Origin of the sequence: Polynucleobacter sp. MWH-UH25E (assembly GCF_018687095.1) — a bacterium.
In the GTDB taxonomy this organism is placed as follows: Bacteria; Pseudomonadota; Gammaproteobacteria; order Burkholderiales; family Burkholderiaceae; genus Polynucleobacter.
In genome coordinates, this window is the sequence record NZ_CP061286.1 from 1,645,859 (window position 1) to 1,668,967 (window position 23,109).

Annotated in this window: 22 protein-coding genes; 4 read left to right on the forward strand and 18 right to left on the reverse strand. The window is 44.7% G+C overall.

Translation table 11 applies throughout. From position 1 onward, the window contains the following. The 14 genes from pilQ to ICV39_RS08635 all read right to left on the reverse strand — a co-directional run bounded on the left by pilQ (position 1) and on the right by ICV39_RS08635 (position 14,154). Entirely contained in the window at positions 1–1,560 is a 1,560-nt protein-coding gene (gene pilQ, locus ICV39_RS08570; RefSeq protein WP_215389672.1) for a type IV pilus secretin PilQ, read from the reverse strand. Continuing rightward, on the reverse strand, positions 1,557–2,840 hold the full coding sequence (locus ICV39_RS08575) for a type II secretion system protein M (RefSeq protein ID WP_215389673.1): 1,284 nt from the start codon (positions 2,838–2,840) through the stop codon (positions 1,557–1,559). The genes pilQ and ICV39_RS08575 overlap by 4 nt, the downstream gene beginning before the upstream one ends. Before the next feature lie 7 nt (positions 2,841–2,847). Beyond that, a complete protein-coding gene (gene pilM / locus ICV39_RS08580; protein WP_215389674.1) occupies positions 2,848–4,509 on the reverse strand; it encodes a pilus assembly protein PilM in 1,662 nt (553 codons plus the stop codon). Between the two features lie 79 nt (positions 4,510–4,588). Further along, complete coding sequence (locus ICV39_RS08585; RefSeq protein WP_215389675.1) at positions 4,589–7,903, reverse strand: pilus assembly protein; 3,315 nt, start codon at positions 7,901–7,903, stop codon at positions 4,589–4,591. Between the two features lie 4 nt (positions 7,904–7,907). Further along, positions 7,908–8,540: a hypothetical protein gene (locus ICV39_RS08590; RefSeq protein WP_215389676.1), complete on the reverse strand. Its 633-nt coding sequence runs from the start codon at positions 8,538–8,540 to the stop codon at positions 7,908–7,910. Then, on the reverse strand, positions 8,521–9,210 hold the full coding sequence (locus tag ICV39_RS08595) for a PilW family protein (RefSeq protein ID WP_215389677.1): 690 nt from the start codon (positions 9,208–9,210) through the stop codon (positions 8,521–8,523). Before ICV39_RS08595 ends, ICV39_RS08590 begins: the two co-directional genes overlap by 20 nt. Next, entirely contained in the window at positions 9,207–9,683 is a 477-nt protein-coding gene (locus tag ICV39_RS08600) for a type II secretion system protein (protein ID WP_215389678.1), read from the reverse strand. Before ICV39_RS08600 ends, ICV39_RS08595 begins: the two co-directional genes overlap by 4 nt. Beyond that, positions 9,683–10,240, reverse strand: coding sequence for a Tfp pilus assembly protein FimT/FimU (locus ICV39_RS08605; RefSeq protein ID WP_215389679.1), 558 nt, complete (start codon positions 10,238–10,240; stop codon positions 9,683–9,685). Before ICV39_RS08605 ends, ICV39_RS08600 begins: the two co-directional genes overlap by 1 nt. Beyond that, positions 10,237–11,238, reverse strand: a complete 1,002-nt coding sequence (locus ICV39_RS08610) for a type IV pilus twitching motility protein PilT (RefSeq protein WP_251372669.1) — start codon at positions 11,236–11,238, stop codon at positions 10,237–10,239. The genes ICV39_RS08605 and ICV39_RS08610 overlap by 4 nt, the downstream gene beginning before the upstream one ends. 14 nt (positions 11,239–11,252) lie before the next feature. Further along, positions 11,253–12,104 (reverse strand): A24 family peptidase, encoded by an 852-nt coding sequence (locus ICV39_RS08615; RefSeq protein ID WP_215389680.1) that lies wholly within the window; start codon positions 12,102–12,104, stop codon positions 11,253–11,255. 12 nt (positions 12,105–12,116) lie between these two features. Beyond that, the gene (locus tag ICV39_RS08620) at positions 12,117–12,581 is read right to left on the reverse strand and encodes a type II secretion system protein (RefSeq protein WP_215389681.1); all 465 of its coding nucleotides are present in this window, start codon (positions 12,579–12,581) and stop codon (positions 12,117–12,119) included. A 93-nt stretch (positions 12,582–12,674) separates the two neighbouring features. Next, the gene (locus ICV39_RS10105) at positions 12,675–13,184 is read right to left on the reverse strand and encodes a prepilin-type N-terminal cleavage/methylation domain-containing protein (RefSeq protein ID WP_215389682.1); all 510 of its coding nucleotides are present in this window, start codon (positions 13,182–13,184) and stop codon (positions 12,675–12,677) included. Positions 13,185–13,349: 165 nt separating this feature from the next. After that, positions 13,350–13,844 (reverse strand): hypothetical protein, encoded by a 495-nt coding sequence (locus ICV39_RS08630; RefSeq protein ID WP_215389683.1) that lies wholly within the window; start codon positions 13,842–13,844, stop codon positions 13,350–13,352. 4 nt (positions 13,845–13,848) lie between these two features. Next, positions 13,849–14,154 carry a PilZ domain-containing protein gene (locus tag ICV39_RS08635; protein WP_215389684.1) on the reverse strand — a complete coding sequence of 102 codons (306 nt, stop codon included), beginning with the start codon at positions 14,152–14,154 and terminating at the stop codon, positions 13,849–13,851. 229 nt (positions 14,155–14,383) lie between these two features. On the opposite strand from ICV39_RS08635, the gene ICV39_RS08640 reads away from it, so the two are divergent. The 4 genes from ICV39_RS08640 to ICV39_RS08655 all read left to right on the forward strand — a co-directional run bounded on the left by ICV39_RS08640 (position 14,384) and on the right by ICV39_RS08655 (position 17,331). Then, positions 14,384–15,085 (forward strand): response regulator transcription factor, encoded by a 702-nt coding sequence (locus ICV39_RS08640; RefSeq protein WP_215389685.1) that lies wholly within the window; start codon positions 14,384–14,386, stop codon positions 15,083–15,085. Positions 15,086–15,092: 7 nt separating this feature from the next. Further along, entirely contained in the window at positions 15,093–15,401 is a 309-nt protein-coding gene (locus ICV39_RS08645) for a PilZ domain-containing protein (protein ID WP_215389686.1), read from the forward strand. A gap of 528 nt (positions 15,402–15,929) precedes the next feature. Beyond that, complete coding sequence (locus ICV39_RS08650; protein ID WP_215389687.1) at positions 15,930–16,340, forward strand: DUF6088 family protein; 411 nt, start codon at positions 15,930–15,932, stop codon at positions 16,338–16,340. Further along, positions 16,327–17,331: a nucleotidyl transferase AbiEii/AbiGii toxin family protein gene (locus ICV39_RS08655; RefSeq protein WP_215389688.1), complete on the forward strand. Its 1,005-nt coding sequence runs from the start codon at positions 16,327–16,329 to the stop codon at positions 17,329–17,331. The genes ICV39_RS08650 and ICV39_RS08655 overlap by 14 nt, the downstream gene beginning before the upstream one ends. On the opposite strand, the gene ICV39_RS08660 is transcribed toward ICV39_RS08655, so the two are convergent. From ICV39_RS08660 to ICV39_RS08675, 4 genes are all read right to left on the reverse strand, one after another. After that, a complete protein-coding gene (locus ICV39_RS08660; protein ID WP_215389689.1) occupies positions 17,321–18,679 on the reverse strand; it encodes a TolC family outer membrane protein in 1,359 nt (452 codons plus the stop codon). The genes ICV39_RS08655 and ICV39_RS08660 overlap by 11 nt on opposite strands. A gap of 9 nt (positions 18,680–18,688) precedes the next feature. Further along, entirely contained in the window at positions 18,689–19,870 is a 1,182-nt protein-coding gene (locus tag ICV39_RS08665; RefSeq protein ID WP_251372670.1) for an HlyD family efflux transporter periplasmic adaptor subunit, read from the reverse strand. Then, a complete protein-coding gene (locus ICV39_RS08670) occupies positions 19,867–21,675 on the reverse strand; it encodes a type I secretion system permease/ATPase (protein ID WP_215389690.1) in 1,809 nt (602 codons plus the stop codon). Before ICV39_RS08670 ends, ICV39_RS08665 begins: the two co-directional genes overlap by 4 nt. 91 nt (positions 21,676–21,766) lie before the next feature. After that, positions 21,767–23,109, reverse strand: a 1,343-nt coding sequence (locus ICV39_RS08675) for an Ig-like domain-containing protein (RefSeq protein ID WP_215389691.1), incomplete at its 5' end; no start/stop codon positions are given.

The window sequence follows — 23,109 nt, forward strand, 5'->3', positions numbered from 1 at the left end:
CTAATTAAGAACCTTAGGGGCAATAAAGACCAGTAATTGCGTTTTGTTATCAACTTTTTTGTTGTAACGGAACAAAGCTCCCAAATACGGAATATCACCTAATAATGGCACTTTAATCGTTTTATTTTCTTGCGTATTGTCATAGATACCGCCAATTACCGCAATTGTGCCATCTTTAATTAATAATTTACTGCGCACTTCACGCTTATTAATTGAAGGCGGAGAAGTTGAGTAGTTTGGAGAATCTTTATTCACCACCATATTTAGGTAAAGGTTACCATCACCCACTACGCTTGGGGTAACCGTCAATTTTAGAGCAGCATCTTTAAACTCATAAGTGATCTGATTAGTACCAACACCAGGAACGGGGTACGGAATCTGTACACCATCAATCACCACGGCCTCTTCGTTATCCATCGTAAAGACGTGTGGGTTAGAAATAATCTTTAACAGATCGAGTTGCTCCAAAGCCGTTAATTCAACCTTGAGCGCATTAGATGTTGTTTCATATAAATAGCCCAAACCAAAGGGATTAGCCAAACCCGTAACAGGCTGGTTAAAAACAGAACCAGTATCAGTACCCAACTGAATTGCTCCTGGTGCAACATTCAAGCCATTTACACCACCAACAGAACTACGACCAGAATTCCCTGTTGAGCTATTGGTATAAGCTCCCAGACGAACCCCAAGCTCGCGCTGCCAGTCATCCGTTGCCTCTACAACAAAAGCCTCGATGAGTACTTCCTGCGTACGAATATCTAACTTGGAGATCAGCTTTGCCGCCAACTCCATCTCACTCTTAGTGCCCTTGATGATGACTGAATTAATTCGCTCATCAGTGGTAATTTCAATAATTCCACCAGGTGGACGTACTGCAGCAGCACCCGCAGGTGTAGTTCCACCAAAGATTGCTTCTAGTTGCTGTTTTACTCTAGCTGGTCTGGTGTAGTAAAGGCGAAATATCTCTGTGTACTGGGTGCTGATAATTCGCTTGGCCGCCAGCTGTTTGCTGACTTCTTCTAAACGTTTGCGCTCAAATTCATCGCGCGCCAATAATGTCTCTGGTTTTTGGATGCGAATGATACCCGCTTCGCTATCGACACTCTTGGATAAACCTTTGACACGTAAAATATTGTCTAATGCCTTATCCCATGGCACATTCGTAATTTTTACAGTAACAGTGCCTTCAACTTCATCGCCAACCAATATATTGACACCCGATACCTGTGTCATTGCTTGAGCCAGCTCTCGAATATCCACATCAACGAAATTCAAGGTCACATTAAATGACTTCCACTTACCATCTTCAGTCCGCTGTGACTCATTAATAAAATTACGTCTTTGTGAATCTAACTGTTCATTTGGTTTGCGATCGATTTTTGGACCAATTTCCAAGGTCTTTTGTGTTTTAGGAGCTAAATCAGCCATGATTTGCTCTGGATCTAAACCCATCTTTTCACGCATTTGCGAATTGGATTCAGGGGGAGCAGATTGACATGCGACCAAGAGCCCTAGCGAAAGTGTCATTAAAACCCATAGAAAGTGACGCGCTAAATTCATCGTGCACCTCCAATAGCTTTATTTGGATCTGCGACAGGAAATTGTCCTGGCTGCGATTGCAAAAACAATCTCACCTTACCGTTAGGTTGACGCAAAATAACACCATCCAAATCAATATCGGAGATGATGCCGCCTTGGTTACCCAATCGATCGCCCACCTTCACCACAAAACTCTCCCGAAAATCCGTCCGAATCATTGCCGCCTTCACGCTATTGGAAACCACCACACCCATAATGATGTAAGACTGTGGATCAGCCATAACCAAGGGTGAATATCTGGGGTCGCGGCCACCTTCGATCATGCCACTGGAGGCCTTAGAAAAGGGGTCACGCTCATTAGCGCGTCCACCGGCATCCGCCGGACTTCCATTAATAATTACCTCTTCGTTTTGAGTAATTCCATCTGCGTCACTCTTAGTGTTTTTGGCCTTAGGTGAAGCAGCTCTCACATTGGGAATTACGTAATCACTGAAACGAATCATCAATTCTTGTGCCAGGGCTAACGCACTTTTAGCAAACACTTCTGACTGAGGAGCAATAGCCACTTTAGTTTGTAGTTTTTCAGGCAAACGATAGGTTGATAGCTGTGCCTTAATTTGCACTAAGCCATGAGTATCACCACTAACTAAGGTAATTTGCTCTTTATCAATGTTGACACTCTTTTCAAAGCCCGCCAAAAGCTTGCGATAGCGCATATACCGGCTGTAGTTCCCTGACATCTCTACTTTTAATTTAATTCTATAAAAGAGGGGTGGCGCTGTAGGCGCAGCCTGAGAATTATTTGCTGTATTAGCATTGCTTGGTGCAGGAGGTGCCCCAGGCGCTTTAGGAGCCTGTCCAGCCGGTAATGGCTTGCCACCCGGATAAATAGCCTCTTCGCCATCAGTTGCTAAAGAGGTAATAGTCAAACCTTGCGAAGTCGCCATTTGGCTCAAGCGCTGATAGAGCTCTTCCAGTTCAGACTCAACACTAAATAAGCGATTGAGCTCAATGTAATTCATTTCGGTTTGCACCAAATCTTCGTGAGCCTTTCGATTGGCAATCTCAAGATATTTAATTTTGGCTTCCATTTCTGGAATAGCGGCGATTTTATGTTCAATCGCGTCACGCTCTGCTAGGTAAGGCATAAATACGAAAACAATGTAGGCAATGAAGATCAGAATGCCGAGCGCTGACCACAAAATAATTTTTGCCTGCGGTCCCTTGAGAGACGCATTATTGTTCAATAATTTCTTGAAGAATAGCCCCACATCGAGATTTTTTAATTCAGAAAGATTCATATGGATCTCAATTGCGTTTTGGTAATACTGGTGATTGGTTAGCAGCGGGCTGATCTAATTTCAGCACACATCGCACTTCAAAACGCTTATATGAACTCGCACTAGCCCTACGTGCAGGCGACTGTGTGGTAGCGGCCATACTCATCGTGCTTAGTGAGGCATGCGCTATTACGGGCAATCCCTGTAAGCGATCTACTAAATTGACAATCGACTGATCATTGACGGCATCACCCTTAATCACCAAAGTTGAAGGATCGTCAAAATTGAGCTCAGTAAACCAAACACCACCAGGCACAACCCCATTTATAGCGTTTAGCATTTTGTAGGTGCTGGCCTGATTCGATTTAAATTCATTGCTTGCTTGCAGCATTTGGGTATAGCGCGCCCGTTGCGCCGTCAGTTTGGTCAAGATATTTTCTTTAATCTTGACATCCTCCTCTAGGCGCACCGCTTTTTGGTATTGCGGATCAGAGGTGCCAGAGGAGAAAAATTGATTCACCAAGGTTAGCAATACAAATATGGCGATCAGCGCACCAACAGCCCTCATACCTAATTTGGACAAAACCTTTCGCTTTTCGGCATTGCGAACGGTATCGCGGTTGGGCAACAAGTTGACGTTATTAACGCCAGTAACATATTTGTAGTAGCCAAAGATATCAACTTTTCGTGTTGCTAAGCCAATGGCCGAGCTAAACACGGAAAGATTCTTTTCCGCATGAATGGTCTTTTGCAGATTTTCGGGAACCATTAAATCGTCTAAAGGATCGAATAATTCCACTCGATACCCATCTAGACATTTTTTCATTTGCACTAATAACTCGCCAACATCGGAAATTGGCGAAACTAGCAATACTTTCTCGATGAGATTCGATCCAACCTTAGTCTCGTAGGCCCTAAATGCCTGACGAATTTGACCAGATAAGCGGTCATACAAACGATCACCAGCCTCACCCACTGGCACGCCATTCTCAATCAGCAAGCGGTCTGCTTCCGATACATATATATCGTAGATAAAGGGCGCATCCTCCGTCACAATCAATACGTAGTTTTCATTCGGCCCAAATTCAATCAGAGCCGTTGTGTTGATAGAGCGTTGCTTTTGAGTTTTAAGGGCGTTACGGATCGCAAAGCAGCGAACATCAACCACTACTGGGTTAAGGCCTGCCTTAGTAGCAATTTGCACATACTGATTAATTTCAGTCAACTTAGATGCTACAAACAACAATTCCATCGTATTGTCTGAAGCATTGCGACGAATCACTTGCCAAAAGATAGAGTACTCTTCTAATTTCTCCGCCAGTTGAATGATGTTGCTCCACAAACTGTCGTATTCAATCGCACTCTGAATTTCTTCATCACTCATCAAAGGTAGCGTGACGGTGCGCACAATCGCACTCGTAATCGGTATGGAGATTGCTACATTAGGAGTTTCTAACTTGGCACCATCAATCAGCTCCCGTAACTTATTGACATACAAATCATGATTCGCATGAACATCAGCAAGACTAGCTTTGTCGCTGACGTATTTAGAGCCAACCTTTTCGAGTAGCCAATGGCCACGATTTTCTGTAAGCTGCGCTACTCGTATGAAATTAGGGGTGATATCTACCCCCACTACGTCTTCTTGCTTGACGGAGTATTTGCTTAATAAATCGATAAAGAACCGCATTAGCGGCTGAAAAGGGTTATTCATCTAAAGCAGTCAAAAACAAAAACATATTTATCGATAACTATATAGTAAGCAATGCTCAATATACCCTTTTTTCACGCCAAGACTTGTATTTCACGCGCCCTGTAGACGATGCATTACTTGAACTGAGCTTGGCTAAATTATCCCGGCCAGATGGTAGAGAACTACCAGGCGCCAGATTACTCATACCAACATAAATATTGCCTTTAGAGTCGACCACGGGCTGGGTTGCCAAGCCTTGGCCTATCACCGAACCACCGCTACCCGTAGCACAACTATCAGTCATCTCAATAAGGCGACTGGTGCCATACAAAGGGCATGACGCCGCCTCAGGCTGATAGGCCGAGAAATAGACATACTTGTTATAGACGGCCGCCCTACCGACGACTTTCTGAAAATCAGCTGCTGCACTAACACCCGTTTTTGCATACACATCGGCATACCAAGAGTTATTCACATCGCATTGCTGGGTATTGACATTAGTGAAAGTACTAACGGTTTGATTAGTCTTGCTTAGGATGGTTGCTGGAAAATCCGTGTCCATAACACCAAAAACTCGATTATTAATGGTTGAGACCCTTCTTTGTAGACGAGTCTGGTCACCAGAGCCAAAGAAATTAAAAAGGCGATTAACCGATCCACCGCCAGTGGCGGTTCCGGACACAATGGTCGATCCCAATTGGTTATAAGCCATTCGATCATTGGCTAAAGTGGCCTGATCTAAGAATGACTCGTAGAGGGTAAAGAGGCCAGCGTTCGCATCCGACAGACTGGCTTTACTGAGGTTGTATTTCCAAAGCTTACCCTGCAAGTCTGTGAAATAAGCAATTCCCCCGTAATAATTTGCCAATGATGTGCCATCTCCGGTGATGACGGTCAAGTCTGCAGTGACACCATTCGGAATGTTTGATGTCGTGTCGTTCGCCACCGGCGTTGCCGCCAATACGTGACCGCCTGTAGAGGCCACCACACTCGAACCTGTTGCACCACAAGATGCAGTGGTTAAGGAGGCATCCGGCTCAAGTTCTAGCACGTAAGCATAAGAACCGTATGAACTAGCAGCAGTAGTGCCAGATGATGAAGCGCCGCCAGCAAAGCCACCGCCAAAGACAGCAACCCAGCGTTGGCTCGTTGAGCCCTTTGTGTATGGCAACAACATAATCACCGGGCGAGACCAAGCGCCGCCAAGCTTGGAATAATCAAAATTGCTGCAGCTCGTGCTGTAGGCAAAGGTCGACTTTTTACCACTGGCATCCCAATAGTTAATCACTTTATTGGCTGTGTCATTGTTGACGGTAAATAAATGTGCCGGTGCGTCTGGGTTGGTAATGTCTAGAGCGTAATAACTATTCCCACCCCACCCTAGACCACCCATCAAGACCGTCTTCCATTTAGCCTCACCGTAAAAGTACACATCCTTCACGGTAATCGGTCCGTCAACACTAAAAATACTATTACTGGTTCCCGAGCCCGCATTCAGTCCTGTAGTACCTGTCATATTTCTAAGCATAGGCGTTACTGATGGCGGAATAAACGCCCAACGCTCATTCAAATCCAAATCAAAGGCATGTAGCATGCCATCATTTGCGCCAACGTAGAGTTGGGAGCGGCGACTGGCATTACTATCTATGAAAGAGCTGTAGTTGTATTGATATCTAAAGTAAGCTTCCGACTTACCAAAGGTAGCCACGTCCGAACTCCAGGGTGCATTCGGAATGCCTACTAACACCATCTCCGAATGATAGGTGTCACCCAAGACAGAGGTACGCACTGCTGTTTGTGCCGAACTCTCCTCCCATGAAGAATTAAAACCACGTACAAAGTTGATCAGGTTTTGAGTGGTAGCTGTACTGCTAGTGGCTGGGCAGTTGTAAAGCAGACTCTCTAGTTTGGCAGTATTGCCTGTAGTCATATTGTTGTAGTTGCTGTCCAAAGGCAGTGCGCTAGACATACATAAAGGGTCGTAACCTACAGTCCAAATAGATCTGCCACCAGATGAATAGGAACCAGTGCCACTTGCACGAGCAAATAATTTACTTTGAGCCGTAACAGGCGGGTCTGCAGTAATGGCACCACTGGCATCCAATTGATAGCGCTTGATTTCTCCAATCCACTGTTTATCCTTTTGGTATTCAAAGAGTGCTTGATAAATCGTGCCATCGCCGATCACAGGCGGAGCATACGTTTGCCAAACATCGGATCGAGTGCTGCTACCTGCTGGCAAAGATGCGGTTTTGGTTGGCAAGGATGGGGCCACCGCTGAACCACTCACGCCTTTAAAACCAAAACCGAAAGCAATCGTTGGATAAAGTGGGTCATATCCTAAAGAGTAAATACCGGCACCTACAGTAGTTAAAGCATTAATCACCTCTGTTCGAGAGGCGCCTGCTCCGTAATAAATGTAGAAAATGGCAGACTCATTACAAAGTAAGTCACCGAACTGAAAGGTAAATGACGCACCCAAATTAGTGTCTTGATTATTAATGCGACCCCCTATGCCCGTGAAATCCACATGGGTTGATGTCGTTACTGGCAATGGTGCTGGTTGGCAGTTGATGGTAGGGTTGGGCGTAATGGAGTACCAAGATCCGCCGTTATCGCAAGAGTCATAAATCTTCGGGGTATAAGCACTCGCATATGAAGCAGCTACCCCAACCTGATCAGTCAATACAGTAGTCAAATTATTCAACATATCCCAGTCCATGATGCGGCGATAGCGCACATCCGTCAGAGTGCCGCCCGAGATATTGGTGATAGTGACTAAGGCCTGAAATAGATTGGGGTTGGTGGTCCCGCTGGTGGGTCCATACACATGCGTGACCTCCAGCAAGGGTGCTTTTGAGGTGTCTGCTGGATCACTAATCCACACGGTCGATTTAATACTGGTGGAGTCAACCACAAAACTTTTAACAGTGATGTTGGCCGATACACCGCCGGCATCCACCGAGGCATAACCAGCAATAGGCGTTCCAGATACTGGCAACACCCCACTAGCACCCCACCCCTCCCATTTGCGACCAGGGGCGGTACCATCGTACCAACCAGCGGGATAATTGGTGCCATTACCTGAAATTGGTCTACCCCCACCCCATTTATAAGCAGTCCCAACAGACCCTACGGGTGTTGTATTCAGGGTATTCGCATTATTTGCTACAGTTCCCGAACCACCAGGTGTGTTCAAGTTTCCCGCGGGATTGACACCCAAAGCAATAGTTTGATTTGCTACAGTCGTGCTGTTATGAATGATTCCCCACAATGGAAAATTCTGCGCAAACGCCACTCCAGAAAAGCAAAAGCACAGCAGCATCAGAGTGCGAATAAACAGTGATTTTTCTAAATACATTGAAGGGTGAATTTTGTCTGCGTGTTTCATGGTTTTATGGGGTGTAAGACACCACTACCTCCAAGATTGAGCGACTAGAGTTAGATTGCCAAAAGGTTTTATTGATCTTGTTACCAGTAAGCGGCACATTAAAGTTACCTACAGCGGTAATACGAATAGTGTATGTGAAGGTAGATAGCCCATAGCCGTTAGTCGTTCCGACTTCATTACCAATACCCAGTGATGCCGTACTGGCTAGCTTTTCAACGATGCACGATGAATAACTTGCCCGCCCCGCCCGGTCTTTAAACTTCGCACTACGACTATCTGTTTGCCCAATGGGCACAGTGTCAGCTAATACCGTCTTGCCACTCAACGGATTGCCAGTACTAGCTAAATCATAGGCAGCACCTACCCCGTTTACCCAAGATTTTCCAGCGCTCGTATCCAACCACTCAATGGCATTATCAAAACAGGTTTCACCCGCTTCAATAGAAACCGGTTTATTGGCCACTGCCGCTACCAAATCCGATTGAGTTGAAGCAATATAAGCAATGCCTGCTCCCATTACCATCAGCACCAACAAGAGGATCAGTGTCACCACCAATGCCAACCCTGATTGAGCCGAGTTGACCCCACTCAATCGAGCCTGAACGATACGAGTATGACTAGGGAACCAGTGAGACATTCTTGGCCCTCGTAATCACATTAAAGGTTTTACTTACTACTCTTGCTGATCCATCAATCTTTTGTGGGGATTGAATCGTCAAAATAGCTTTTACTGTTTGGGGTTGACCAGAAAATGTGCCAGAGGATTTGAGATTAGCTGCCTCTACTGAAAAGGCAGTAACCCAATCCAGAATTGGTTCACCACTGCTCTGCCCATACATTGGGGTTGAACTTGCTAAGGTACACAAAGCGCTCGGGTTATTGCATTTACGCCATTCGCGCATCAAACGTTGGCGCTGATTGCCTGAAGTTGGCGTATAGCTATTGAGGTAGTAGCGAATTAATGCCCTGTAAAGAACGCCTGAATCATCATAGTCGTCGTACACGAGCGTTAAATCATTTGCATTACTGATAGTGATAGGTTGATTGCTTGGCATCGGATTCACATCGCTGTAATCCAGATAGCCCGCCATCCGAATATCCGCCTTTAATAAATCAATCGCGCGCAGTGCATTGCGATTGACTTCCGTTTGCGCCGTCAAGACTTGATGTTGTTGGGCAAAGAAGGTATAGCCAGCATACGTTCCAGCGATCACAATCGATGAGACGGCCAGAGCTACTAGCAACTCAACCAATGTATAGCCATGCTCAGATAAAAGTTTAATGGGAGAAACGTGAAGGTGCTTCATGGTTTTCTCAACTTCCTTGTGAAATACGCACTAACACCACCATCACCAGTCACTAAGCTAACATTTACGATTAAACCCGTACCATCATTCACTAGATCAACCTGACGAATCTCTTGGCCTGATGCAGCATTAAATGCGCCGATATTGGCATTAAGATCATCGCACCATGCACGTCTCTCATCACCTGCGTTATAACTAGCGCAATTCGCTAGAGATCCAGCATATTGACTGGCATTAACAAAGGGGTTGAGTGGGTCAGTGCTGGCACGCATCGCTTGTGCACTGATCGTCTCCACAATGCGATCCCCCATTAAGTTGATATACATTCTTTTTTCCGAATCGGCGATCACTTGCTGAGAAATGCCAAAGAAAAAATACAGGCCACTAAACCCAATCGTAAAAATGGCCATAGCCACCAGAGCTTCAACTAATGTAAAGCCCCTTTCACGATCGAGCAGCGTGGCTGACCCCATTAATCTTGCTCCACCCAAGCGCTACCGTTTTCTTTCCAGCGATATTTCTGCACAAATCCGGTGGTTTGATTAACCAGGACCCGAAATGCACCCACCTTGGTTCGATCGCCACCACGATTGAGCTCAATATCAATAGCGCCACCACCTTCCGTGGAGGTTAGACCACTCGATGCAAATACACCTCGACCAGTGCTACATAGAGTGCTCACGATAGTGGACTCACCTGACAACACATTGAAATTGATATCAGTAGCGCTTGGGTCCTCTAAGAGGTTATTTGAAAAGCCACTGGCTACGCTCGAGGCAAGCGATTGCGGATTTGATGAGATTTGATATGTTAATTTTGTAGGAGAACTACAGATCAATACACCTGTGCCATTGATGGTGCGCACGCGCGTCTTAATAAAATCAACCGTTGACAGTAGAGCCATATAATCAGATTCTAGAGCGCGTTTTGCACGCCAATTCATAATGCTGGGGGTGATAAAGGAGCTCACAATCAGCAAAATGCCGACTACGACAATGACCTCCAGAAAGCTCACTCCTTTTTGCTTCATGTCGCCTCGATTTGCCCCGCTTGTACTAATTGCTGAATAGAGGCTTCCATGGTCATCATGCCCTCGCCTCGCGCCATTTGCATCACACTCGGTATTTGGAAGACTTTATTTTCTCGAATCAAGTTGCGCACTGCTGGATTGCACGTCATGACTTCAAATGCACCTACTCGACCAGGAGCATCCTTTTTCTTAAATAAGCGCTGGGTCATCACTAGACGTAATGACTGTGAGAGCTGTGCGCGCACTTGGTCTTGCTGCTGAGATGGGAATACGTCGATGATACGGTTAATCGTATTGGGCGCGCCACTGGTATGCAAGGTACCAAACACCAAGTGGCCAGTTTCAGCTGCAGTCAGTGCCAGTTGGATAGTCTCTAGGTCGCGCAACTCGCCCACCAAAATGACATCTGGGTCTTCACGTAATGAAGCGCGTAAGGCCGATGAAAATGACACCGTATCGCGTTTAACTTCTCGTTGTGAAACCACGCTATTTTGGTTCTGATGAATAAATTCGATCGGATCTTCAATGGTGATGATGTGTTCATGACGTGTCCGGTTGATGCGATCAATCATGGCTGCCAAGGTGGTCGACTTACCTGAGCCTGTTGGACCAGTCACCAAAATCAAACCGTTCTCCAGCTCAATCACATCTCGAGCAACTGGCGGCAACCCTAACACATCAAATGCCGGTATTTGCGTCTCGATTTTTCTCATTACGGCCGCTAAGCCACGTGAGGTTCTAAATAGATTGACCCGGAAACGAATATCCCCCGCTTCTACCGCCAAATCCGCATCAAACTGTTCGTTAAAAATAGCTTGTTGTTCTTTGGTGAGTTGCTGAGTAATGAATTCTTCCATCTCAGCTTGAGTCAGAATATCCTCAGGAAAGGTTTGAATCACACCATCGACCCGAATGGATACGGGCTCATTCGCATGAAAATGCAGATCGGATAATTTATGTGAACCTACATAGCGCAATGCTTTATCCATCAAACCCATAGTGCATTCACCTTTTAAATAATGATGTATCGAATGAAGTTGGGAGCAAATAGAAAAATTGCTCCCGCCAATATTAAGAATGGGCCAAAGGGCAGCATGCGCTCAGGGTTCCATTGCTCTTTGTTCAAGAGCATTTGCAAGCCAACGCCCAATAAGGCCAATATTGTTGCTAGACCCAAAATCGGCATGATGGTAGTCACGCCCAGCCATGCACCAAGTGCACCTAGAAGCTTGAAGTCTCCACCACCAAAGCCATCACGACCCCGCCAGAGCCAATAGAGAAAATTAATAGACCATGGCAATAAGTACCCTACTGCGGCCCCTAGAATGGCAGCAACAGGTGCAAGTGGCAAAAAATTAAAAGCACTGCCTAAAAGACCAAGCCAGAGAACACTATAAGTGAAGCAATCTGGCAGATAGTAAGTTTCTATATCAATCCAAAACAGGATGATCAACAGGGCGAACAAAGCACAATGCAGAAGCATCTGAAAGCTAAGCCCAAACTGTACATAACTCCACATAAAGGCTAGCCCGGTAGCAAATTCCACTAACAAGTAGCGAGAAGAGATGTGCTTACCGCAACTGCGACACTTGCCGCGCAAACGCAACCAAGAAAATACTGGGATATTGTCGCGCCAAGCAATCTTTTGACCACAGCATGGCGTGGTAGATGGTGGATTAAATAGGCAACTCCATGGCGAAACACTCACTCCGGTATCTACAGCAGATTCAGCATTACTGAAGAGCGCCTTTGGCATGCGCCAAATCACCACATTTAAAAAACTACCCACAATCAAACCGAGCAACAGAAAATACAGCGAACCTACTGTATTGGTGCCAAAGAAAAGGTTGAAGTGTTCAATCATGAAAATGGATCACTAGAATCCTGTTTTGACATTTTGTTGATTAATCGAATACGTCAAACTCGAATCACTTCTCGATTGGGCGTAGGCCACATAGTCATTGGAATTCACGCCCGTGCAATTGCCTGAGGAGCCGACTGTTCCAGGCGAAATATAGAAATAAAAGTCATTGCTTGTTCCAACCACAATGGGTCCAGTTGTTGGTGTAGTGGAGCCCAATAAATATTGATTCACACTCGTAGATTGGTCGCCAGATCCAGGCGTAATGTAGTAGCAATAGTTTTCAGCAAAATAATTTTTCTGCATCAAGTAAATTGTCTTAAGGGTATTTTGCGCTTCAGCATTCTTGGCAATACGAATATTGTTGGTGTAGATGGGCACACCAATGGCAGCCAATATCGCAATGATGGCGATAGTGACCAACAATTCCATCAGGGTGATGCCTAACTGCCCTCTTCTTTTTGCCGAACTGGTTTGCACCGCTACGCTCCCAAAAAAATGACCCGTATTAACGGGTCATTTATCACACTCAAAACAAACTCAGAGCAAACTCAAAGTTGCTTTAGTAAAAAATTACTGGACGCTAATGCACTCCGCAGCAGCTGGATATGCAGTAGAGGTGTTGGTGGCTGGATCAATAATCTTCGCCTGAATAGAAACACCAGATGGGCATGACGTAGTAGCTGCTCCGCTGATACCAATCTCACCATTGTTTGCGGGAGGAATAGTGCCATTCACAGCAGTCGTAGAAGTGCTGTCGTACGGGTTCTTCATGGTTGCTAAACCATAGGCTGTGAAATACGTAGCAGCCGTAGTTGCAGTTAAACCGCTAGGACATGTAATAGTTGTGCCGCCTGCCTTAGGATCTGCCAAAGATGGTGTTAAGCCAGCGGAACACTTCGTCACCTCACCTGCAATGAATGTTTTCATACCATCGAAGTTTTGCTTGGTAGCGCTGACCTTCGCAGAAGCTTGGTAGCCGTTGTACATTGGTACGCCAATGGCAGTCAAAATACCGATGATGGCAATCACCACCAATAGTTCTACCAGCGTAAAACCTTTTTGTTTAGTTTGAGTATTCACTTAAAGCCTCCATGGGTGTTTGGTAATGATGCTGCATTAAATTAACATTTATAGTATTTATAAATCAACAATTTAGATTTAGTATGGTACTTAAGTACCATTTTTAACATAAATTGTTTATTTAACAACGCTTTGAATGGATTTTATACATATTTCAAAGAGATATTACTGTTTCTTCAATTCCTTCTGCAAAAGTTCAATATTTGCCTGATGCAAAGTTTGTTTCTTTTGTAAAGAAGCTAGCTCTTTAGCCTTATTCTGGGACTTGTTGGATGGGGTATTGAGATTAGCAATCTTTGTATTGATTGCATCGAGACGGTCCCGCTCCATATCCAACTCTTCCTCAATAATGCGCTTGCGCTCACCTTGGGCGTTTTCATAATTTGATTTATTTTTATTTGCTTTGCTTGCTTTCGCATCACCGGGCTTTGCGGCAACCGTAGATGAGGCATCGGCTTTTGTGCGCTTTTCGATCGGCGGCAAGACCATTTTTTTGCAATTCTTTTCTTTTTGTATATTGGAGAGCGTAATCACGCCTGGCGTATCGTCGCAGCGATAAATATCGGCATAAGCGTTAGACACCACTACACTCGACATGATCACAACACCCAGCCTGAATAGGGTTGCAGGCCCTACAAGCATTTGCAGAACTACATTCATAGCCTTACTTCTGCTCATCTAACAGGGGAACCAAATACATCGATAAAATTTTGGTAGCAATCCCATACTTTTCCTCTAACTCTTCTGTGCGAACTACTTCGCCCTCACAAGAAAAGGTAAGCTGCCCCGTTGGGGAATCAAGCTTCACTAAAAATTCAATTGTGCTACCGGGTTCTTGAGGACTGTTGACCTCCAGAAAAATACCGCTAGCACTCACATCTCTAGTGATACCCTGCACACCATTAATACTGACAGGCAATTCTGTTTTAACACGATCGGACGTCCGAGTTTGATGGGTTTTTTTCGTCATTATTTAGTCATGCAGTGTTGCTAGATTTTAAAAAATTGCATTTTCAATGCTTATTATGAATTGACTTGAAAAGATCGCTTCATTTTTCACAAATGGCTCCAGACACCTCAGCAGATTTCTTAAAAGAAGCGTATGAAATTAATCAAAATTGCACCAATTTGGTGAAAATATACTATTAGATTTCACAATTATTGCTACATATGTACTAGAGATCTAGTAGAATCCACGCATGTTAATGCCAACACACAAGGGAAATCGTTTGGGTAGGACCGCTCAAAATACTGTGAATGTTTTATTGATTGATAGTCACCGAATCACCTTGTGGGGTCTAAAGCATCTGATTGAAAGCTCTGGCAACTTTTCTGTTTGCGCTTTAGCTACTAATCAAAAAGAAGCGCTTCAATACATTGATCAGTGCAAGCCCGATATCGTCATCCTAGAACCAGATCTTGATGGTGAAAATGGCATTGAGCTCATCCCCACCCTATTACAAAAAAGCCATGCCAGAGTGATTGTTCTGACGGGACTAAGAGATTCAGATTCGCATGACCTTGCCATTGTTAAAGGCGCGCGTGGCGTTCTCAAAAAATCTGATTCACATGAGAATCTTTTGAAAGCCATTGAAAAGATTCATCAAGGTGAGTTATGGGTTAATCGCGATGCCACATCGCGCATCTTGATGCAAATTGCGCAAGCAAATGCCCCTAAAGAGAAAACTCCAGAAGAGAAAAAATTAGCTGTCTTAACTCCCAAAGAAGAAAAAATTGCCCGCACCTTGCTTAACCATAGCGAAAAGCCTTTAAAAGAAATTGCTGGGCTTTTACATATCAGCGAACACACCCTTCGCAATCATTTAGCCTCTGTTTACGAGAAACTAGGCACACGTAACCGCCTAGAGCTTTATGTTTTCTGCTCTAAACATATGACATAATTGTTTGATGAAATCTAAGTCGCTTCCTAGAAGCGCTTCCTCTGTAAAACAACGGGCACGCGCAGATCGTGTCCAAGCAGCCCTCCCCATTACTTTAGGCGAACACTTCGGAAAAACCCGCGATATTAGCGCTACAGGTATTTATTTTGAAATGCCAGTTGAAAAAGAGCTTGGTTCACAAGTAGATTTTGTGATTGATCTTGACACACCAGGCGGCGCTTTAAAGATGCAATGCATAGGTGAAGTGGTGAGAGTTCAAAATGCGGATGGCAAATTTGGTATTGCCGTCAAAATTACGAGTTCAGAATTAAAATAGTTACAAGTTTGTAAGCGCAATTGGCTTGTGCCAATACTATCAAAGTTTATGAATTATCTTAATTCATGCCAAAGATATTGCGTGACCTTATCTTTTACCTCGCCACTAGAGACGGCACCAACTATAACGCGTGTGATGAGCCAGCAACCTTGTAGTTAGCCATTACTGCCCATTCATTATTGGGTTAATTCAGGTGGCTATTGGATATTCGCGGGATTCTCGTTGAGATATTTCATTAATTCGCTATGGGTCTTTATGCCCAATGTGTCATCGCGCCACCTTGGGCATAAAAGAGCGTTTCTCTAGTTGTGCCCGTCAAGGGTTCGCAAGCCACCCCTTTGGGGCGCCCTTGACGGAAGAAATCTGCCGGTAAAATTTCCGTATTTACCTACATTAATTAATTTCAAATTAAATTATATAAGTCATTGTTATTTATAGTATTTAATCAATATTTACTATTACAAAAATAGGGCATTAATGTCATATATTTGTGTATAATGACAGCACCAATATAGAAAGGAGGCCGCGATGGCTAGAGCAACAACCAAAGACCGCATTTTGGCCAGCCTACGCAACTCCAAAGGCAAAGTCTTCTTGCGTGATGACTTCAATCGATTTGGCACCTACCGCCAGGTCTGCCGTGTAATTAAAGAACTATCAGACGAAGGCAAACTAATGCGCCTGGGCTACGGTACCTATGTAAAAGCACGCCCTTCTTCCATTACCGGCAAACCAGTAGCAGATGAAAGTCTGATTAATATCGGTCTTGAGGTCATGAAAAAGTTAGACATCAAAGCAGAAGTAGGAAAAGAGATGCGCGCCCTGATTGAAGGTGATAGCACTCAGGTGCCAATGCTTCCCATCGTCAATATCGGCAACTCTCGGGTCAGCCGCAAGTTATCTGTTGGTAATCGTAGTCTAGTCTATGAAAAAAGTTAACGATATCCAACGACTCCAAGTCTTGGATGTTATCAATGAGTTTGGGCTTGGTATATCCGAATTCGCGCTAGAAAAAGACTTCATGGTTACCGATGCTTTAGACTCGCTTGCCAACATCAATAATCCAGACTTTGAATTGGTCTTCTGTGGCGGCACCTGCCTCTCTAAGGCCTATGGTCTATTAGAGAGGGTCTCTGAAGATGTGGATATCAAAGCTACCCCAAAATTATCAGAGGGATTGACCAAGAGCAAAATCCGCTCAAGCATGAGCAAACTCAAAGATGACCTTGAGGGGGCACTGAACTTGGCTGGCTTTAAATCGGAGTTCATTTCAAGAGATGCTAAGGGCGATAACAACTTCATAGAATTCGATATCCAGTACTTATCTCACTTTCAGGTAAGCCCTGCTATGCGAGCTAATTTAAAGCTGGAAGTAAGTTACAGTCCTTTACAGCTACCAAAGCAAGATAAAGAAATTATGCTCCTCTTTGACTTCTTGGCTAGCATGAGTACCGGACCTAGGTTTTTAATTCCCTGTGTAGATTTGAGAGAGGCTCTAGCTGAGAAACTCATTACCTTCCCAAGACGTCTAGCTCTATCATTGACCAAAGCTGGTGAAAAAGCAGATAAAGCCTTAGTTCGTCATCTGTACGATGTTTATCAGATAACCGCAAAGAACCCCGACCTTCTAAAAAATGATCTGGTGTTGATGACTAATCTGGTAGCGAAGGTTATCAAAAAGGATGGGCTGGACTTTGCCAAGCAACATGATGCGTTTGTCAAAGACCCCTTGGGTGAAATCAATAAGGCAATGAGCTATGCTAAAGCAGATCCGCAAACCAAGCGGACCTACGATGAATTTATCAGGGTTATGGTCTATGACAAGAATGCACCCTCCTTTGCAGATGCATTCTCACAATTTTCCCAAACTCTGAATCTAGCAATACCAAACTTTTGTGATAGTAGGCTAGATTCCGCCCTTATTTTTTGAAGTAAACAGCAACCTTTTCAAAGTCATTCACTTCTAAAGAGCCGCCTAATTGGTTGAGCTTTAAGTAGGCCACCAAATAGTTGTACTTCGTTTGAGCTAAATCACGACGGGTATTGAATAAACCTTTTTCTGCCAAGAGCACATCCACGTTAATACGCTCACCAGCCATCACACTCTTACGCATTGCTTTAACTAGCTGGGTAGCAGATTCTTGGGCGGATGTTAAAGCGGCAACCTTTTGCTTGCCAGAGACTACAAAGTCGTATTGCTTACGCAATTCAGTAACGATTTTGTCACGAGTGACATCGTAATCTGCTTGGGCTTTTTCATAGTTCGCTAAAGCTTGCGAGCTACGGGCGTTAATTTCTCCGCCACTGAAGATCGGCAAATTCACCTGCACGCCTAAATAACTTTGATTGGTGGTGTTATTAATACTGGTGACCGTATTGGATTGCTGAGTAGTCAATGCGCCAACAAGATTGACTACCGGGTAGTGACCCGCATGGTTTTTACGATACTCCTGCTTAGCTACCTCCACATTGTTTTCGGCGGCTTTTAACTCGGCATTGCTAGCGAGTGCCTTTTCTTTCCAATCTTCAAAGCGCATAGTAGGCAAACTTAAATACCGAAAGCCTGCAGATAGTTTAGTGACGTCATTCACATTGGTAATGGGTTCGCCCGTAATGTTATCGAGCTTACGTTTGGCATTCTCAATCGCATCTTTAGCGTCGATCACCTTAGCTTCAGCCACCTGGTAGGATGCCTCCGCCTCTAAGATGTCCGTCATCGATACTTCGCCACCCTGATTGAGTTTCTTGGCTACGTTCCACTGCTCTAAAAAGGCATCACGTTCAGCGGCCTGAAACTGCAGTTGATCCACAGCAAAGAGAAGATCGGTATAGGCCTGTGCCACCCGGATCAATAAATCCTGTGTGTTGTAAATAAACTTCGACTGACTAAAGTCTGCTTGGGCGATACCCTGGCGCCAGCGTGCGAACGCTTCCAAGCTAAAAATCGGCTGGGTCAGCTGTACATAGGAGTAATTACTTGGATAGCTCCAGTTGGTAGACGTTTGTGGGCCGCCAGTATATTGAGCGCCCCATTGAACTGCTCTATTTGCATTTTGATTGTATGCAGCGCCGATCTTTGGCAGCACAGCAGAACGGCCAATACCATTGTTTTCCAAACCGGCTTCGTAGTCTTTACTTGCGGAACGATAAATAGGATCATTCTTTAGCGCAAGTTCATAGGATTGCATCAAATCTAAGGCCATCGCTGGCGATACCAGCGTTCCCACAATAATCGCTAAGAGACTTCTTCTTACGTATAAATTCTTCAATTTAAACATGACTTTGCCTCAATCTTCACGCATGGCAGAATGAGCACGATCAAAAATAGGTTTCATCAAATAAGTCATCATTGATTGTTCGCCAGTCTTTACAAACAATTCTACCGGCATGCCAGGACGAACCTTGAGATCCTTGAGTAGTTTTGCACCTTGCGGTGTTGTAACAGCCTGAATCTTGTAATAGGGTTGACCAGTTTTTTCGTCAACGATGCGATCCGCCCCAACTGAAACCAATACCCCGGGAATATGAGGAGTTCGGTTGGTATTAAAGGCAGTAAACATCATTTCCACTGGTAAATCGACATGCACCTTATCTACCAAATGGACTGGCAGCTGACCTTCAACAATCATCGCTTCATTTGTCGGAATGACCTCCATTAATTTCTGCCCGGGGCTAACAACCCCTCCCTTAGTGAAGATGGTGATATTCACAACTTGGCCATCAACGGGGGATTTGAGCTGAGTATTAGCAAGGTCGTACTCGTAAGGGTTAAGCTTTTCTTGTTGCTCACTGACCTGCTTCTTCGTGCGAATTAAATTACCTTCATCCTCCAAGATGGAAGCCTTTAGTTGTAATTGCTGGCGCTCCAAATCAAATACTTTGTTGCGTGCCATATAGCCTTCAGCAACCAACTCTCGTAATCCAATCAACTGCTTTTCAAGAAGAGCGGATTGTTGTTTCTTTTGGGCAATCGCTTGAGATAAGCCCTTTACCTGCGCATCTAAGCCCTCAATGGTTTCCTTCGTCGCATTGGCTTGGGCTTGTGCGTTGATGGGATTCAGTTTGACCAGGACTTCACCAGCCTTAACCTTTTGACCTTCTTTTACGTAAATATCATCAACCACGCCAGCGAATGCCGGCTGAATGGCTTTGCGATTACTATCAGTGATTACATAGCCCGAAGCAGATACGCCCTTCTCAATTGGAGCCAAAAAAGCCCATAAAAGAGCGCCACCAAAACCCCAAATCAATACCTGCCAACCAAGCCATGAGAAATACTTCTCATCTTTTTGGCCAGTGCGCAGGTCATGCCATTCTGTATAAGTATCAGCCAACTTTGTTAATGCTGTTTTAGTGGTGTTGGCCACGACCAAAGCCGTGCTATTCACTTTATTCATTAGCTGACCAGAAGATGGTGTGGACTCGGGCTCTGGTTGCTGCTTATCAGGCTGTTGATCTAATGAACTCATGCCACACTCCCTTTAGGGCTTGATGGATTTGGCACATCGGGATCCTTAGCATCCTGAGAAACTTGTTTTGCTCCCTCTGCTAATGTCTGACCCTCTTGAATTGCCGTCTTACCAGCGGGATTTTGCAAAGCCTGCATAACCTGGGCTGAGGGACCAAACATGCGGGCATTACCATCTTGAAGTAGTAGCAATTTAGTGGTGATTTGTAAAATTGGCATGCGATGCGTGATGACAATCACGGTAGCCTTGCGATTGCGGGCTTCAATAATCGCTTTTACCAGTGCAGCCTCACCTACCTCATCTAAGTTTGAATTCGGCTCATCAAGGACAATGACGCTCGGCTTACCAAACAAGGCTCTTGCTAGAGCTAAGCGCTGCTTTTGCCCACCAGACAGACCAATACCGCCATCCCCAATTCGAGTGTCATACCCTTCGGGAAAGTGCAAAATCATGTCATGTACGCCAGCAGATTGAGCGGCCTCGATCACATCATCGGCTTGAAATTGCGTAAACCGGGCGATATTCTCACTAACGGTGCCGGGGAACACTTCAATATCCTGTGGCATGTAACCAATGGCAGGGCCCAACTCATCTTTATTCCAGCGGTACACATCAGCACCATCAATACGAGCGGCATTCGGCGTGGAAGGCCAGATACCGACCGCAACGCGTGCTAGGGTCGATTTACCTGATGCGCTTGGCCCGATAACGCCCAAAACATCGCCTGGCTCAATAGCAAAATTAATATTTTTGAGTACCGCTTTTTGAATGCCTGGAGGTGCAGCATATACCCCCTCCATGCTTACGAAGCCCTTGGGTCGCTGCAAACTCATACCGACTACGCGAGGCGGATTGTCTTCCAACAGTTTTTTGAGACGCTCGTATGAGCTAATCATTCCACGCCATTGTTTCCAAGAGCCAATGACCATCTCCACTGGGCTAGTAGCCTTACCGAGCAAAATTGTGGCAGCAATCATCATACCAGGAGAAAGCTTGTTTTCGAGGACCAAGAAAGCGGCAAAACCTAAGGCTAAGGACTGCATCAGGGTTCTAAAGAATTTCGTCATTGCCCCCATCGTTGCAGCCCTCTGACTAGCAACGGCTTGCATTTCTAAGAACTTGCTATGTAATGCGTACCAACGATCGCGCAAAGCCGGCAACATTCCCATTGACTCTAAGACTTCCGCTTGACGCAAATTATTGGTCGCGATATTGGCAGACTGCACAGACAAAGTACTTGCTTCAGCTAATGGCTGGTGGGTTACAGATTCATTTAAGAATGCCAACACAATCAAAATCAAAACACAAACTGTAGAGAACAGCCCTAACCAGCCGTTGAATAAAAATATTACGATCAAATAAAAAGGAAACCACGGGGCATCGAAGAATGCATATAGTGATGGCCCGGTAACAAACTGACGTATGGTGGTCAAATCATTTAAAGCTTGTCCAGCATTGCCACCGCGCACTTTCAGGTTTTGCTCAAATGCGGCTGTATAGGTGCGGTGATTCAGTTCAGCATCAATCCTCTTACCCACCTCAATCACGGTATGACTACGAATCGCATCTAATGCTGCATAAATGACATACAGAAATAAAATGATCAGAGAAAGCATCAAGAGCGTAAATTCATTACGACTCGTTAACACTCGGTCATATACCTCCAACATATAGATGGATGGCACCAGCAAGAGCAAGTTCATGCAAGCAGTAAAAAATCCCACAGAGCGAAAGATCTTCTTGTAGCCATACAAGGCAACCAAGATCTCATTATCAGCTTTGGGGGGTTTGAGGTATTTTTGCATCTAATTTATGTGTATTAATCAGGCAATATTTTAGACGCAAAATGAGGTATTTCAGGGTTAGCTAACTAAAGAGCTAGCTAACCCACACTTCTTAGCCGAGAACAGCTGGGGCTTGATCAAGAACAACTCCCACAATAGGCACCTCTGGAACGGGTACGGGCACCTCAGGCGTGGCGACTGGAGTTACATTGAAACTAACATCATGCACAATGCCAACAGTACCGTCAAGTTTAGTAAAAATGGTCTGTCCATGAATCACAACATCGCCATTAGCTGCAGTAGAAGCGTTAGAATCCGATACAACATTAATGCTAGCAATTCCAATCTCAGCTAGAGACTTAACCTCCCCTGCATCAGCAATTCCATCGCCGTTAGAATCATTCCAAACTCCGAAGCTTGAGAATTCCGCATCCTCAGAATTTAGAACGCCATCTTTATTTACATCATATACCTTTGCCAATCCTTGAAGATCAGTCTCGCCCAGTAGAGTAGAGAAGGAGATATTCAATGAACCATCAGTATTCAAGTAAGCTAAGAAGCCATCATTTGCCGAAATCCAAGGAGATATCACAGCCCCATTTCCAAAGTCATAGATCACACCTGGGTTGGATTCGATATAAGAAATACCATCACCACTTAAGTCTAATACTATAGGATCGCTACTGGAAGAAGGTTTTTTAATGGCTATCGTTACTAAGTTATTTGCATCATTTCCGTCCTGGTTAAAGTTACCTGCAGCATCACTAAATTTATTGCTTGTAACGCTTACGCTACCGCTATGATCCGCATTGAAGTTATCGGGATTAAACTTTGCAGTATATCTCGTCGAAGACGATTTACTCCAGCTACTCAGCGTGCCAGAAGTTACAGAAACATCGCTAGAAATGAAATCACTAGATGCTTCAGATAATGTGAAAGTTAACTGAATCTGACCACTAGATAATTGTAGTTTATCCGCTGTAATCGCAATCGTTGGACGAACAGTATCAACAGTCATGGATACTGTGTTGTTACTGTCGCTACCATCATTATTAAAGTTACCTGCTGCATCGCTAAATTTACTACTTGCAACGCTAACACTTGCACTGGTCGTGCTGTTAGATGTGGGTGTAAAGTCTGCTGTATAGCTAGTACCGCTACCAGCAAAGTTACTCAAAGTACCCCCACTATAAGACACATCAGCGCTTGTGAAGTCTGATGACGACTCAGACAAGGTAAATGTTAGGTGAGCCACATCACCTGCTTTAAGTGCAGAGACATCACTAGCAATCGCAATCGTTGGTGGCGTGGTATCCAAGATAGTATTAACAGTCATGGATACTGTGTTGTTACTGTCGCTACCATCATTATTAAAGTTACCTGCTGCATCGCTAAATTTACTACTTGCAACGCTAACACTTGCACTGGTCGTGCTGTTAGATGTGGGTGTAAAGT